This window comes from Paenibacillus ottowii, from assembly GCF_006874425.1.
In the GTDB taxonomy this organism is placed as follows: domain Bacteria; phylum Bacillota; class Bacilli; order Paenibacillales; family Paenibacillaceae; genus Paenibacillus; species Paenibacillus ottowii.
On record NZ_VIJZ01000007.1, the window covers coordinates 152,779 to 167,074 of the forward strand.

The 14,296-nt window shown below is 42.9% G+C and carries 13 protein-coding genes; 10 read left to right on the forward strand and 3 right to left on the reverse strand.

Features of this window, described 5'->3' with window-relative positions; all coding sequences use genetic code 11:
• Positions 1-77: 77 nt before the first annotated feature.
• Complete coding sequence (locus FKV70_RS17245; RefSeq protein ID WP_142613610.1) at positions 78-1,451, reverse strand: aminotransferase-like domain-containing protein; 1,374 nt, start codon at positions 1,449-1,451, stop codon at positions 78-80.
• Between the two features lie 120 nt (positions 1,452-1,571).
• On the opposite strand from FKV70_RS17245, the gene FKV70_RS17250 reads away from it, so the two are divergent.
• The 3 genes from FKV70_RS17250 to FKV70_RS17260 all read left to right on the forward strand — a co-directional run bounded on the left by FKV70_RS17250 (position 1,572) and on the right by FKV70_RS17260 (position 4,306).
• Positions 1,572-2,438 carry a DMT family transporter gene (locus FKV70_RS17250; protein ID WP_142613611.1) on the forward strand — a complete coding sequence of 289 codons (867 nt, stop codon included), beginning with the start codon at positions 1,572-1,574 and terminating at the stop codon, positions 2,436-2,438.
• Between the two features lie 289 nt (positions 2,439-2,727).
• The gene (locus FKV70_RS17255) at positions 2,728-3,108 is read left to right on the forward strand and encodes a Na-translocating system protein MpsC family protein (protein WP_142613612.1); all 381 of its coding nucleotides are present in this window, start codon (positions 2,728-2,730) and stop codon (positions 3,106-3,108) included.
• A gap of 154 nt (positions 3,109-3,262) precedes the next feature.
• Entirely contained in the window at positions 3,263-4,306 is a 1,044-nt protein-coding gene (locus tag FKV70_RS17260; protein ID WP_142613613.1) for an NAD-dependent formate dehydrogenase, read from the forward strand.
• Positions 4,307-4,606: 300 nt separating this feature from the next.
• Here FKV70_RS17260 and FKV70_RS17265 read toward each other — a convergent pair whose 3' ends face one another.
• The gene (locus FKV70_RS17265; RefSeq protein ID WP_064796639.1) at positions 4,607-5,200 is read right to left on the reverse strand and encodes a hypothetical protein; all 594 of its coding nucleotides are present in this window, start codon (positions 5,198-5,200) and stop codon (positions 4,607-4,609) included.
• Positions 5,201-5,554: 354 nt separating this feature from the next.
• Here FKV70_RS17265 and FKV70_RS17270 point away from each other — a divergent pair, with 354 nt between their 5' ends.
• From FKV70_RS17270 to FKV70_RS17285, 4 genes are all read left to right on the forward strand, one after another.
• Positions 5,555-6,412 (forward strand): SDR family oxidoreductase, encoded by an 858-nt coding sequence (locus tag FKV70_RS17270; protein ID WP_064796638.1) that lies wholly within the window; start codon positions 5,555-5,557, stop codon positions 6,410-6,412.
• 205 nt (positions 6,413-6,617) lie between these two features.
• The gene (locus tag FKV70_RS26695) at positions 6,618-6,782 is read left to right on the forward strand and encodes a hypothetical protein (RefSeq protein WP_244310775.1); all 165 of its coding nucleotides are present in this window, start codon (positions 6,618-6,620) and stop codon (positions 6,780-6,782) included.
• Positions 6,783-7,041: 259 nt separating this feature from the next.
• Positions 7,042-8,244: an MFS transporter gene (locus FKV70_RS17280; RefSeq protein WP_244310776.1), complete on the forward strand. Its 1,203-nt coding sequence runs from the start codon at positions 7,042-7,044 to the stop codon at positions 8,242-8,244.
• A 26-nt stretch (positions 8,245-8,270) separates the two neighbouring features.
• Complete coding sequence (locus FKV70_RS17285) at positions 8,271-8,840, forward strand: sugar O-acetyltransferase (protein WP_142613614.1); 570 nt, start codon at positions 8,271-8,273, stop codon at positions 8,838-8,840.
• Positions 8,841-8,952: 112 nt separating this feature from the next.
• Here FKV70_RS17285 and FKV70_RS17290 read toward each other — a convergent pair whose 3' ends face one another.
• The gene (locus FKV70_RS17290) at positions 8,953-9,504 is read right to left on the reverse strand and encodes a helix-turn-helix domain-containing protein (protein WP_208738418.1); all 552 of its coding nucleotides are present in this window, start codon (positions 9,502-9,504) and stop codon (positions 8,953-8,955) included.
• Positions 9,505-9,619: 115 nt separating this feature from the next.
• On the opposite strand from FKV70_RS17290, the gene FKV70_RS17295 reads away from it, so the two are divergent.
• The 3 genes from FKV70_RS17295 (at position 9,620) to treP (ending at position 14,285) form a co-directional block, all read left to right on the forward strand.
• A complete protein-coding gene (locus FKV70_RS17295) occupies positions 9,620-10,201 on the forward strand; it encodes a LysE family transporter (protein WP_142613616.1) in 582 nt (193 codons plus the stop codon).
• Positions 10,202-10,485: 284 nt separating this feature from the next.
• Positions 10,486-12,213, forward strand: a complete 1,728-nt coding sequence (gene treC / locus FKV70_RS17300; RefSeq protein WP_142613617.1) for an alpha,alpha-phosphotrehalase — start codon at positions 10,486-10,488, stop codon at positions 12,211-12,213.
• Positions 12,214-12,317: 104 nt separating this feature from the next.
• Positions 12,318-14,285, forward strand: a complete 1,968-nt coding sequence (gene treP, locus FKV70_RS17305) for a PTS system trehalose-specific EIIBC component (RefSeq protein WP_142613618.1) — start codon at positions 12,318-12,320, stop codon at positions 14,283-14,285.
• Positions 14,286-14,296: the final 11 nt, after the last annotated feature.

A 14,296-nucleotide genomic window follows, 5' to 3' on the forward strand; every position in this document is an offset into this window, starting at 1 on the left:
TAATCTGTAGTTTGAAAGAGATCAATTCGAAAGAGATCATGTATTTCTTGAACATCCTTCGAGGGAGATGATTATTTCTAGATCCAAGAGAACGGTTTTTGGGGACTTCTCGTAATTTTGCAATGCTCCAACTCTTCAGCAATGATTCGGATTCCTTCTTCGATAGCCGTTTCATCTGTCCGTATAATACTAAGACGTAACAGGTCCATTTTAGGAAAAGATGAAAGGAATTGCTGGTCTGTCGGTAGGACATCAATCCCGCGATTGTTTAATTTCTTAACTAATTCCTCTCTGTTAATGTTTGGGAGATTCATTGCAGAAAAGAGACCCCCACTGAACGGAATAGAATATAAGAGCTCTTTGGGTAGTATTTTGCTTGATATTTCTTTTAATTTGCTTATTCGATGATTATACAAAGATTTCATGTGTTTTGCATGATGATCATACATTCCTGACTTTATGAAAATTTCCAATACACCCTGTGATAGAACAGAAGTACTCAGATCGGCTGTGTGTTTATACAGATGAAGTAGTGGGATTAATGAATTGGGTACTACTGCGGCAGCAAGTCTTAGTCCGGGTAACATTACTTTAGAAAAGCTTCGAAGATAAATGACATGACTGGAGCAATGATATGCCCAAATTGGATCGGCCTTGGTGTCTGTTTCCAAATCAGCTAGATAATCATCCTCTACAATGTAAACGTCGTACGCCTGAGCGAGCTCCGCTATTCTCTGTTTTTCTTCGGGTGTATAGGATGTGCCTATAGGATTATGGAACCGCGGAATCGTATAGAAAAACTTTATCATGTTGCTTTGAAAATGGCGCTCCAAAGTTGCCCAGTCAATTCCGTTAGGCGTTCTTTCGATTCCGATAACGGTTTGATTTTGTGCCTTTAATGCAGACAGCATTCCCCAATAGGTTGGCTGCTCAACCAAAATGTTCGTTTTTCCATTTGGAAAAGGCATCCCGGCTAGAAGGTGGAGCATCTGCTGGGCGCCTGAGAATATGAACACTTTCTGTTCCGAAGAAAAGACTTGTTGCTTATGAAATAGCTTCACAATTTCCTGACGTAGGGATAGTAATCCTTGCGGATCAGGGTATGTGAAAATAGAATCCTCAAATAGTTCCATTGCTTTGTTCAAACATTGTCGAAAGTCCATTTGGGATATAGATGAGGGGTCCGGTGCGGCTGATGTAAAATCGATTCGTTTTTTTTGTATCAAGGGTGAAAGTACTTCCTGAGCTACCACAAAGTAACCACTCTTAGGGCGTGAATAGATTAGATATTCCTGTTCAAGTTCCTGATACACCCTAATAATTGTATTAAGACTACAATCAAATTCCTGACTCTGCTTTCGGATAGAAGGCAATTTCTGACCCGGTTTATAAAGGCCATTGATGATATCCGAGCGGATACTATTCATAATGAATTGCTTTTTATTTGTCATAGCTGTACCCCACGTATGGTGATCTGTACCCTTACAGATGTGTTTTTTCTAAATATACACCAAACTCTGTGCTTATTATAATACAGTTTAGCGTACAAAAGTAAATCTGGGGTGGACAGAATGAACAAAACGACAAATGGATGGATCAACGGATTCTTAGGTGTATTATTTTTCAGTGGTTCCCTACCGGCAACGCGTTTGGCTGTAATGGATTTTGATCCTTTGTTCCTCACGGTATGTCGCGCTGCAATTGCTGGAGTGCTGGCGGGGGGACTACTCCTTATCTTCAGGCAACAACGTCCTGTTCGAAACGAAATTCTTCCGCTAATGTTAGTAGCACTTTGTGTGGTAGTGGGGTTCCCCCTGCTGACAGCCCTTGCCCTTCAATATGTCACATCCGCGCATGCGATTATTTATATTGGGCTTCTGCCGCTCTCAACTGCGATTTTTGGCGTACTGCGAGGCGGTGAACGTCCGCAGCCAATATTTTGGGTATTATCAACTTTAGGGAGCTGCCTTGTAGCAGGGTTCGCTTTAGCAAATGGAGCAACATCTTCACCGATCGGTGATGGGCTAATGCTGGCATCTATTATAGTGTGTGGTTATGGTTATGCAGAAGGAGCACGTCTTTCACGGAGACTGGGGGGATGGCAAGTCATCTCTTGGGCACTCTTCATTTCGCTACCTGTTATGTTGTTGCTTTCGCTTGATCAGATGCCTCCATCTTGGGATCATATCCATGCTTCTTCATTCTTGAGCCTTGCTTATGTTTCCTTATTCAGTATGCTTATTGGTTTCGTGTTTTGGTATCGTGGTCTCGCTCAGGGAGGTATAGCAGCAGTTAGTCAACTTCAACTCCTCCAGCCGTTCTTTGGCTTATTACTCTCGGCACTTGTTTTACATGAATCCATTGGCTGGCCCATCTTTTTTGTAAATATGGGTGTCGTATTGTGTGTGGCGTTCGCAAAACGTTTTGCTTCCAAATAGTGTTGAAGGAGATTTAAACAAAAAACAGCTCTCAAATGGGAGATAGGGAGGCATTGAGGGGAAATATAAACGATTGGCCTTGCTTTCTTTTCATTTATTGGGCTCAGTCTAAAAATCTATTCCCAAACAGGTGTCAAAGTTGCATCTTTTCTCTTTTATTACTCTCATGGTAATCCGGTTAAGAAAATTACATAGGTGTATTTACATTTTGCTAGTTATGATATAGTATTACCTTTATAAAACAATTGTTTACAGAAACAGGTAAAACATTATATTGAAGGTGACCTGTATGAGTGAACTTATACAGAAGCTTGAACAACAATTTGCCAACCTCATTCGAACCTATCGTAAGGATCAAATTGGAAAAGGTCCTGAAAAGATCAAGGTAACTTTCACTAGGAATTGGGTGATTGCTCATATGAGTGGATGCCTAAGCCCGGTAGAGCGATTTATCAGCCGATCTGAAGAAGGACGGAATATGATCTGGCATGCGCGAACTCACATGATAAAAGAACTGTACAGTGAGCTCACCCCTATTGATATGGAGAACCTGGTAGGGGCGAAATTTGTAAAGCTTTTTACAGATGTAGATCTAGAGAAAGATGAAGTTGTATCTATATTTGTTTTTGAACGGTCCATAGATGGAACGAAAAATACGTTTTCCATATGACAGGTGGATGGTATACGGTACTTATGTGCTTGGTAACTAACCACCATCATTTTGGATAAAAGGATCAGCAACTGCTATCCTTTTGACCAAAATGATGGTGGTTTTTTTATATTAACCCCATCAAACTAACATCATTCTAAGGAGGAACATGTTTATGAAAATTGTAGCAGTATTGCCACCGGTAGTAGAGTTGCCAGAACCATCTCCAGGGTATTTGTTTAATGTTGAGCGAGCTTATAACCTGCACGAGTACTTTGCAAGCAAAGGTCATGAATTCGTTACATTAAGCGACGCAAAGGAGTCTTTGGAACCTCACTTAGCAGACATGTCCATTTTTATTTGTAGTCCGTTCTACCCTGCTTACCTAACAAAAGAGCTCATTAATCGTTCTCCAAACCTCGAATTAGCTGTAACAGCTGGTATAGGCTCCGACCACTTTGATCTTGAAGCTTGCGCAGCAAGAAATATTACGGTTGCAGAAGTAACTGGCAGTAACGTTGTAAGTGTTGCTGAACATACTGTAATGCAAATCCTGATATTGCTCCGTAACTTTATTGGCGGACACCAACAAGCAGTAAATGGGGAGTGGAACTTGCCTAAAATTGGTGCTTATGCACACGACCTCGAAGGGAAAACAGTTGGTATCTTTGGATTTGGACGTATCGGACAACGTGTTGCTGCTCGTCTGCATCCATTCGATGTGAAACTGATTTACAACGATCCATACCGTCGTAAAGATTTGGAAGCCCAATTGGGTGTAAAATATGTTTCCTTCAACAAACTGGTAGAAACAAGTGATATTATCACGATTCATTCTCCATTGACAGACAAAACAGATACGCTTTTCAACCGTGATGTTCTGGATAGAACCAAACAAGGCTCTTATATCGTTAATACAGCACGCGGAAGAATTATGGATACAGCTGCTCTCGTGGACTCATTGAAATCCGGACATTTGGCTGGTTATGCTGGTGACGTTTGGTATCCACAACCTGCTGCCGCTGATCATCCTTGGAGAACAATGCCCAAACAAGCAATGACAATCCATTACTCTGGTATGACTTTGGAAGCTCAACACCGTATTGAAATTGGAACAAAAGCTATTTTAGATAATTTCTTTGAAGGAAAAGCACAAAAACAAGAGGATTTAATTGTAGAGGATGGAGAAATCGTCAGTCCAAGCTACAAAATCAAGTAAGCTACAATAATCAAACTGCCATTTACGGCAGGCTGGCTGCCCGATCGGTGAGCAGGAAAAGTAGGCCAGGGGAAGAATGGGAAACTGGTTCATGCTACTCACGCCGATAATAAAGGTGGGGGGTATTTTACGTATAGTCTAAGAAATGGACTTGGCCAAAAAAGAGCGCCTCGGTATGATAGGTTTGTCGACGGGGAAATCCCTAACACCATCAAGGAGGCGCTTTTACTATGAAGTTGAAACAAACGGATGGACAATACTGTTGAAGTTTCAACACGCTGGGTCAACGAGGGCATATCTTTAGCCGGTTATTTGCTCCCAAAAAGGGGATAAATTGACCGATATCACCTCAATGACTTCTTCAAACATAGTTTCTACTGAGCGATCTTGAGGGTTCCGACTCCACTGCAAAGCCGATCCGAATATGCCCCAACTGATAACGAGCGCCATAGCCTCCAATTTTCCCTCAGAAAAGCCCTGTGTGTCCACTTCATTTATCCTTTTAAGCAGGAGTCGATGAAGACCCTGATGCATGGTATTTTCAAACATCGCTTCAAACTGCTTGTCTCCCGGCGTACTACACTGTTGAAACCGCAAAAGAAAATCGAATATGGTTTGAATAAGGATTCGCAAATTGTCCGCATTGCATCTTGTTTCTTTCGGCAGTCTATTCCTTATAGTCATTTGGAACTTTTCCATCATCCAATATTCAAGAAAATCATATTTATCCTGAAAATGCGCATAAAACGTTGTTCGATTTACGGTTGCTTGATTCGTGATATCGTGCACAGAAATGGAATAAACGTTTCTCTTTTTCTCAACCAAATCGTTAAAAGCCTGCACGAACAATTGACGGGTTCTTTTAACACGCGGATCCTCGGGATTTACCGACATTTTACCCCCTCTTTCTTCTGAACTCAAATAACAGACAAAAGGACAAGAATGTTGGGAACACAACAAAAACAGCTTTTTGCAGGTTGTTTGGACAACCCAATCCTTTTATCTTTTATGTAGGAGATTGTTCAAAAAGTTACTAAAAATCCACTGCACACTTCTGCGTTGGTTTTTAAATCTTGCTCTCGTAACTAGAAATGTACGCTTCGCCGATTTTAAAATAAACACCTTGATCTGTTTGTGTGTGCTTCCCGACTTTTTTGAACATGCATTTATACGATTATGATTGCACAAACAAAATCGTATAACAAGAAATTCTCTATCTGATTTGCAAACGAAAGGATGAGTGTAGAAATGATTGTTGTTACAGGAGCGAATGGAAAATTAGGTCGGAATGTCGTAGATGAACTTCTCAAGCGTGTTCCTGCCGGGGATATTGGTGTAAGTGTCCGTGATGTGAACACGGCACAGGATTTAAAAGAACGGGGAGTTCGTGTTCGGCAAGGAAATTTCGATGATTCCGAAAGTCTTCTTCATGCCTTTGAGGGAGCAGCACAAGTTCTTATTATCTCGTCCCACTCCTTGGGGGAAGTTGCTATTCGTCAGCACCATACCGCAATCGACTCTGCAAAGAAAGCTGGTGCTAGTCGACTGCTGTATACTAGCCAAATGTTTTCATCTGCAACATCGCATTTCCCCCCTATGAACGTTCATGCTGCTACAGAAGAGATGCTAAAATCTTCAGGAATAGCTTTCACGTCGCTGCGAAACGGCTTTTATGCCGCCTCAGCGATAATGTGGATGGGTGATGCCTTGAAAACAGGGGAATTGATTGCTCCGGAAGATGGTCCTGTTGCCTGGACCGCCCATTCCGACCTGGCTAAAGCCACAGCGGTAATTCTGACAGAGCAGAGATATGACGGTATAACTCCTCACCTTACGGCTTATGAAGCGATTGACATGGATAGAATCGCATCGATTGCTTCCAAGGTCTTGGATCGACCGATTCGGCGAATTGTCGTGTCGGATGACGAATATCGGAACCACTTGATGTCCCGAGGACTGCCGGAAGCGATGGTTGGCATACTTACGGGTATGTTTCAGGCAAGTCGACAGGGAGATTTCTCGCAAACCAATCCTGCTTTGGAAAACCTGATTGGTAGATCCCCAGTGAGTTTTACGGATTTTCTTAAAGACACGATTTCTCAATAACGCTTTACACTGACTGTTTTGGAACATCAGAAGAGTGGTGCCACTATGAATGACCTGAGGGGTTGTTTGACGTTTACTTTACAACCATCTCGCTACTATATCGGGACCAGTTCAATCCTCCTTCAAATCGCTTTCTTCATTAGAAAAACCCGGTGCTAATCAAAGTTATTTTTACGTTTTCCCGAGAGGGGATTCATCCAGATACATGTATTTTCATAATGATTGGTCAGCTGGTAATACAGTAGTTGAAATTAAGGATGGAGTTGCTAAGGCAGTTTGGCAATTTACATCTGGAAATGGTCTGGATGATATTGTATCCAGTGCTATAGATGTTATCCAATCTATTCCTAAAGAGACGAGAAAACAATAGCTACTACTGATTCAGTTTATAAAGGACGTCCTTAGTAAGGGACGTTTTTTATTTATGTTTTCCTAAATGGAACGGATTAGGGCGACATGGGAGGAAGAGAAAGAGCTTCTAATAATAAAGCTCTACAAACGGAAGCTACCTCTCACAGCGTAGCATACCGCCAAGTTTTTTTGATATTAATGCTGGATGCGAATAGAATAACTTGTTATAATGCTACTTATTAAAAGTTTAATAAAAAGTGTCGATAAGGAGCTAATCGATGACAGTAGAACCCTCCATGAATCCTAGGGTAGTTCGTAATATTTTATTTGTTTTATTCGCCTTACCGGGTGTAGCTTTTGCTTCCTGGGTGTCCCGCACGCCTGTCATACGAGATATTTTGCATGCCTCGACTGCCGAAATGGGGATCATTATTTTTGGGTTAGCCGCGGGTTCTTTATTGGGCCTCCTTAGTGCGGGCAATGTTATTTATCGTATAGGTGGACGGTCAGTCATTCTGGGAAGTGCGCTTTTGATTGTAATTGGTTTTCTTATTGTAGGATTGGGAGCTGCATTTTCGTTTACGAGCATCGTATTTGTTGGTTTGGTCATCTTTGGCAACGGCTATGGCACAGCCGAAGTAGCTCTTAATGTCGAAGGTTCTGCGGTAGAAAATCAGTTGAATAAAACGCTTTTGCCCGCCTTTCACGGTTCGTTTAGTATGGGGACACTTGCAGGAGCTATCATCGGTTCTGGAGCAGCGGCGGTACACGTACCTGTAGTGGTTCATTTTGGAGCTATAGCCGTCATAATTGCCGCAGTAACGTTCTATTTGTACCGTTATTTGCCCCGTGATACAGGTAAAGAACAGGATGTTTCTTCCCAAAAGAGTGGATCTAATATCAAGGCTCAGCTTGCTGTCTGGAAAGAACGACGAAGCCTGCTGATTGGGATCATTATGCTCGGGATGGCGTTTGCCGAAGGGGCTGCGAATGACTGGCTGCCGCTAACGATGGTAGATGGTTATGGCGTAGACTCCTTAACAAGCTCCTATATGTACGGGCTATTCGTGGCTGCGATGACCATTGGACGCTTCACAGGTGGATTTATACTGGATAAATTCGGTCGCGTTCCTGTGCTGAAAGGAAGTGCTGTTCTGGCTGCTGTGGGTATTATTTTAGTGATCTGGGGACAGCATGACCTCTTGGCTGGATTGGGTATCTTGTTATGGGGACTTGGAGCTTCACTTGGCTTTCCTGTAGGCTTATCAGCTGCTGGAGATGATCCTCGTGGTGCAGCTATCCGGGTAGGGGCCGTAGCCACCATCGGTTATCTTGCCTTTTTAGTGGGGCCTCCAGGATTAGGGCTCTTAGGTGAACATGTGGGACTCCTGCATGCCTTAATTGTTGTGCTCATTGGCGTTATTGTTGCTGGTTTGATATCGGGTGCTGCCCGGCCCGTGGGGATGAGAAAAAAGAAATGAAATTAAAATATAAAGGAGATTGTCGCATGTCTATGAAAACGGAAAAACAAAAGATGCTGGATGGGGAGCTATATGTAGCAGCTGATCCTCAATTAGCGAGTGAAAGAGCGTATGCGAGAAGATGTGTACGTCTCTTTAATCAGACGACTGAGGCGGATAGTGAGTATCGTGAAAAGTTACTTAAGGAGCTTTTCGGTTCCACCGGTAAAAATATAAGCATGGAACCCAACATCCGCTGTGACTACGGATACAACATTCATGTTGGGGAAAATTTCTATGCCAACTATGACTGTACCATTTTGGATGTTTGCGAAGTGCGCATTGGGGATAATTGTTTTCTGGCTCCGGGAGTCCATATTTACACAGCGACTCACCCCATTGATCCATTTGAACGAATTGCGGGTCCAGAGTATGGAAGGCCTGTAACGATTGGCAACAATGTATGGATTGGCGGCAGGGCGATTATTAATCCCGGTGTTACGATAGGGAATAACGTTGTAGTGGCATCAGGAGCGGTAGTAACCAAGGATGTGCCAGATCATATGATCGTAGCCGGGAATCCGGCACGGATAATTAAGCAAGTTGCCGTCTCCTGAATAACATACAGGCTAACTGATTTATACCGAAGATCCTATTAAAAGAGTCCTTGTTTTAATAGGATCTTTTAAATTTAAGGACTTTCACAGGTATGCTCTTCAAGGATTTGAACTATACAGAGTAATAAATGATCATATTCATCCTTACCAGCGTTTCTCCTAAATTATAGTATATGTGTGGACGGTCTGCCTTAAAGCGGATCGAATCCCCAGCTTTCACTGTGTACGTTTCTTCGCTGACTTTTACCACCATTTCACCCTCAAAGACGGTAATAAATTCTTCAGTACCCTCACGGTGTGGGGCAGAACTCAGTTCCCCGCCTGTTTCAATCTCTACGGTATAGACCTCAAAATTTCGGTTTCCTTCATAGGGGAAAAACGGATACAAACGATAGTGGTTGCTTTCTTCAAGCACTTGTACTTTGCTTTTAGGAACGACTACGGCATCGGCAGGCGGTTCGCTTATCAGGGCTGTGAATGATATTTTCAAGCCGTTCGCAATTTTCCACACCGTTGTAATCGAGGGATTCGATTCTCCCCGTTCAATCTGGCCGAGCATCGTTTTACTGATCCCAGTGAGTTCAGCTAATTTGTCTAAGCTTAATTTTCTTTCATTTCTTAAATGTTTTAAATTTTTACTTAAAATCAAATTAATAGGCTCCATTATTTTTTTGCTCCCTATTGTGCTATATAAAGAACATAATGTACAATCATGAAGTACAAACGTACGCTTAAACGTACATTTTATTCAATTATAGCACACTGGAGTTGATTATGGCATGCCGTTTATTCCATTTTTGTCGTATGCACTTGTTACCAGCTTTACGCCAGGCCCCAACAATATTATGTCATTAGACAGTGCCAGGCGGTTAGGTTTGAAGAGAGCATTTCCATTCTTACTGGGGGTAACAGCAGGATGCTTTGCTATTATGCTGTTAGCCTGCTATTTTAATCTTGCGTTGTATCATTTCTTGCCTCGGGTCAAGGTCTGGATGAATGTTCTCGGTAGTCTGTACATGCTTTATCTGGCAGTAAAAATAGCGAAGAGCAAACCTACTACGAAGGACAATGACCCTAATGAAGGGTATTCCTTCAAATCAGGGTTGCTGCTGCAATTTATCAATTTAAAAATCATTTTGTACGGTATTACGGTCATTTCAACGTTTGTAATGCCTTATGATGCGTCGTATATGACACTGTTTATGATATCGTTACTTCTGACCTGCATTGGTTTTGCAGCTGTTATGTGCTGGGCGGTTTTCGGCGCCATGTTTCAACGTTTCTTGAATAAGTATGAGCGCTCCTTCAATATCATAATGGCCTTATTGCTCCTTTATAGTGCGCTATCCATCTGGATATAAATATAAATAAATACCGTATTTCTCATAGAAAAAGAGAGGTTCCTGACTTATAGGCAGGAGCCTTTTTCGTGTGAACTGAGTTCATTCAAAGAGTCATGAAATACAATCGGGAAAATATGGGGTAGTTTTCTGATCGCCCAGTTCTAAAACGGGTATTACCTTAATAAACAAAGTATATTGACAACTTGTATATACATGATTTAATCTTGTATATACAAGAAGTTGAAAGCGTTATACTAAAATCTTTTACGCTACTTCATTTCGCAAGAAAGGAATGAGCATGGATGGAAGCAATGAACAAGGCTTTAATTCCTCAAGATCAGGACTGGTGGCGCAAATCAGTCGTTTATCAGGTTTATCCCAAAAGTTTTAACGATACGACAGGCAAAGGAACCGGTGATATAAAAGGACTGACACAAAAGCTGGATTATCTGCAAGGACTGGGTGTTGATATTATCTGGTTGCAGCCTGTATATGTCTCGCCACAGCGTGATAACGGGTACGATGTAGCCGATTATTGCCGGATTAATCCTGACTATGGAACAATGCAGGATTTTGAAGAATTGAGCCAGGAAATTCGAACACGTGGGATGCACTTGATGATCGACATCGTGGTTAACCATTCTTCAACAGAACATGTCTGGTTTCAGAAGGCACGGCATTCTAAGGATAGTGAATATAGAGACTATTATATCTGGCGTGACCCAGCACCTGATGGAGGGTCTCCGAATAACTGGATTTCCAAATTTGGTGGACCAGCTTGGCAGTATGATGAGGCCACAAACCAATATTTCCTAACCCTGTTTGATAAGACTCAGGCGGATTTAAACTGGGAAAATCCCAAAGTCCGTCAGGAAGTTGTTGATGTACTGGAATTTTGGGCAGAGAAGGGAGTTAGTGGCTTCCGGCTCGATGTCATTAATTTGATCTCCAAAGATCAGCAATTCTCGAACGACGATGGAAGCACGGCTCCTGGGGACGGGCGTAAATATTATACGGATGGTCCGCATGTGCATGAATATCTTCATGAATTACATGAGAAAGTATTTTCAGTGTATAACAGCGTCACGGTAGGGGAGATGTCCTCCACCTCACTGGATCACTGCATCCGTTATTCCAATCCAGACAGAAAAGAATTATCCATGACCTTTAATTTTCATCATTTGAAGGTGGATTATCCAAACGGGCAAAAGTGGGAACTCATGCCTTATGATTTTGAAAAGCTGAAAAAGCTATTCTCGGATTGGCAAATTGGCATGCAACAGGGTGGCGGCTGGAGTGCATTGTTTTTTAACAATCATGATCAGCCAAGAGCGATCTCTCGCTTTTTGGATGATAGCGAATATCATGCGGAAAGTGCCAAGCTACTGGCCACCACGCTACATGGACTTCAGGGAACACCTTATATATTCCAAGGTGAAGAGATTGGTATGGCTAATCCGCAGTGGTCAGATATTGAAGAATTTCGAGATGTTGAATCTCTGAATATGTATCGTATCTTACAGGAGCAGGGCAAAAGTGCAGAGGAAGCCTTGGATATCATTCGAGAGCGGTCCCGTGATAATTCAAGAACACCGATGCAGTGGGATAACACTCGCAATGCGGGATTCACTACAGGTACACCTTGGATAAAGGTAGATGAACGATATCCGCAGATCAACGTTCAGTCTCAGTTAGAGGACCCGAACTCGATCTACAATCATTATCGTAAGCTGATTCATCTGCGTAAGACGGTACAGGTTATTACCGATGGGACTTATCAACGCTTGGATGAAGCTCATCCTCAGGTCTATGCCTATCAACGCAGCAATGAACAAGAGACTTTGATCGTCATCTCTAATTTTAGCGGGCAGGATGTACAATTCCGTATACCGGATTCATTTTATTCATCTATAGAAAATAAAGGGCTGGATGCGGCTGAGCTTTTAAGCGGGAATACCCAGCATACTCCGAAGCTAAATCAGGTGGTCTCTTTGACTCCGTACGCTTCCTATATGTGGATTGTTCGCTAACCTTAGTGAATCGTATGAAAATGTCTAGTAGTCCCCCGGTAGTACATTCATTTTAAGCCGGGTGGCTGCTTTAAAAATGAGCAAACGTCGAGGGAGTGGACTAGATGGCGATTGAAAGAGCACAGGTGGAAGACATTATAAAAGCCGTTGGTGGTAAAGACAACATAGAGGCCTCTACGCATTGCGTAACTCGTCTGCGATTTGCCCTGTATGATGATAAGCTGGTCGATAAAGAAGCACTCGAACAAAATGATCTGGTCAAAGGTCAATTTTCTTCACAAGGACAGTATCAGGTCGTGATTGGTCCAGGTCTGGTCGATAAGGTATATGACGAAATGATCTCCATTACAGGAGGCAGCCGGGCTTCTAAGGACGATGTCAAAAATGCGGCTAGTAAAAAACAAAACCCGATTCAGCGTGCCATCAAGACGCTGGCAGATATCTTTATTCCCATTTTGCCCGCGATCGTGACTGCAGGTTTATTGCTTGGCATAAATAATATTTTGACAGGCAAAGGGATCTTTTTCGAAGGAATGTCTCTGGTTCAGGTCTATCCTCAATGGACTGACTTTGCAGCAATTATTAATACCATTGCCAGCACCGCATTTACATTTCTACCTGCCTTGATTGGATGGTCGGCTGTTGTCCGGTTTGGCGGTAGTCCTTTACTCGGGATTGTACTGGGCTTGATTCTGGTTCATCCGGATCTGCTAAGTGCATACAGTTATGCGGATGCTGTTACCAAAGGAACCGTTCCGGTGTGGGATTTGTTTGGTTGGCAAGTGAACAAGATTGGTTATCAAGGACAGGTTTTACCCGTTTTAGTATCCGCTTACGTGCTCGCACAGATTGAGAAATTCCTCAATAAAAAGATAGCGGATTCATTTAAGCTGTTGCTCGTAGCACCGATTACATTACTAATCACAGGATTTCTTGCTTTTACAGTGATCGGTCCAGTTACTTTTATGATTGGTAATGCAATTACGTCTGGTCTTGTATACGTTTTCGATTTGGCTCCTGCGCTGGGTGGCCTGATTTATGGAGGCTTTTACTCCTTGCTCGTGATCACGGGAATGCATCATACTTTCCTGGCGGTGGACGTGCAATTAATTGGTACGCAGGGTGGCACGTTCTTATGGCCGATGCTGGCGCTGTCCAATATCGCTCAAGGTGCCGGAGCATTGGCAATGATGCTGGTATTGAAGGAGCAAAAGGGAAAAGGATTGGCTCTTACCTCTTCCGTGTCTGCATTTCTCGGTGTAACTGAACCTGCTATTTTCGGGGTGAATATCCGGTATAAATATCCGTTTGTATTCGCAATGGTCGGTTCCGGTATCGCAGGTATCCTGCTTACTGTAAATCATGTAATGGCTTCTTCCATTGGTGTAGGAGGGATTCCGGGTTTCTTGTCTATTTTCCCAAACAACTGGGGAGTATTCTTCGTCGGGATGGCAATCGTATTAATTGTGCCGTTCGCTTTAACCTTCATGTATGGGAAACTGCTAAATAAGCGCCGTCAGACACCAGCTACGACACCAGCTAACGACTCCGTACAGACAGATTCGAGCCGCCGCCATTCTGCACTGAATGTGCTGGAAGTAAAGACTCCGGTACTGGGGCATGTGGTGCCATTGGAGCAGGTTCCTGATCCGGCTTTTGCCGAACGGCAGATGGGGCAAGGTATTGCAGTGCAACCGCAGGATGGCCGGATTCTAGCCCCTTTCAGTGGGACGGTCATTCACATCATGGTGAAAAGCAAGCATGCCTTGATTTTGGAGCATCCGACAGGTGTGCAGATTCTGGTACATGTAGGAATCAACACGGTGTCGTTAAAGGGAGAAGGATTCACCATGCATGTGGAGACAGGTCAAACCGTGGAGCAGGGCCAGCTTCTGATGGAATTTGACCGTCAGCTGATCCAGAAATCGGGGTATCCTATTATTACACCGATTATTGTCCCTGACGGGCAGAGTATGATTGAATCAATTGAAGAATTGCCGGGCGAGGCGAACAATCTGCAATATGTCTTAATGAGAATTCATTTGAATTCTTCATCGGACCATACGAATTAAGTCAGATCCGT

Excerpts from the sequence above, each read along its gene's own strand:
- FKV70_RS17250 (WP_142613611.1), top strand. The coding sequence starts at position 1,572 with ATGAACAAAACGACAAATGGATGGATCAACGGATTCTTAGGTGTATTA.
- treP (WP_142613618.1), top strand. The coding sequence starts at position 12,318 with ATGGCGATTGAAAGAGCACAGGTGGAAGACATTATAAAAGCCGTTGGT.
- FKV70_RS17265 (WP_064796639.1), bottom strand. The coding sequence starts at position 5,200 with ATGTCGGTAAATCCCGAGGATCCGCGTGTTAAAAGAACCCGTCAATTG.
- FKV70_RS17245 (WP_142613610.1), bottom strand. The coding sequence starts at position 1,451 with ATGACAAATAAAAAGCAATTCATTATGAATAGTATCCGCTCGGATATC.
- FKV70_RS17260 (WP_142613613.1), top strand. The coding sequence starts at position 3,263 with ATGAAAATTGTAGCAGTATTGCCACCGGTAGTAGAGTTGCCAGAACCA.
- FKV70_RS17295 (WP_142613616.1), top strand. The coding sequence starts at position 9,620 with ATGCCGTTTATTCCATTTTTGTCGTATGCACTTGTTACCAGCTTTACG.
- treC (WP_142613617.1), top strand. The coding sequence starts at position 10,486 with ATGGAAGCAATGAACAAGGCTTTAATTCCTCAAGATCAGGACTGGTGG.
- FKV70_RS17270 (WP_064796638.1), top strand. The coding sequence starts at position 5,555 with ATGATTGTTGTTACAGGAGCGAATGGAAAATTAGGTCGGAATGTCGTA.
- FKV70_RS26695 (WP_244310775.1), top strand. The coding sequence starts at position 6,618 with ATGTATTTTCATAATGATTGGTCAGCTGGTAATACAGTAGTTGAAATT.
- FKV70_RS17255 (WP_142613612.1), top strand. The coding sequence starts at position 2,728 with ATGAGTGAACTTATACAGAAGCTTGAACAACAATTTGCCAACCTCATT.
- FKV70_RS17290 (WP_208738418.1), bottom strand. The coding sequence starts at position 9,504 with ATGGAGCCTATTAATTTGATTTTAAGTAAAAATTTAAAACATTTAAGA.
- FKV70_RS17285 (WP_142613614.1), top strand. The coding sequence starts at position 8,271 with ATGTCTATGAAAACGGAAAAACAAAAGATGCTGGATGGGGAGCTATAT.
- FKV70_RS17280 (WP_244310776.1), top strand. The coding sequence starts at position 7,042 with ATGACAGTAGAACCCTCCATGAATCCTAGGGTAGTTCGTAATATTTTA.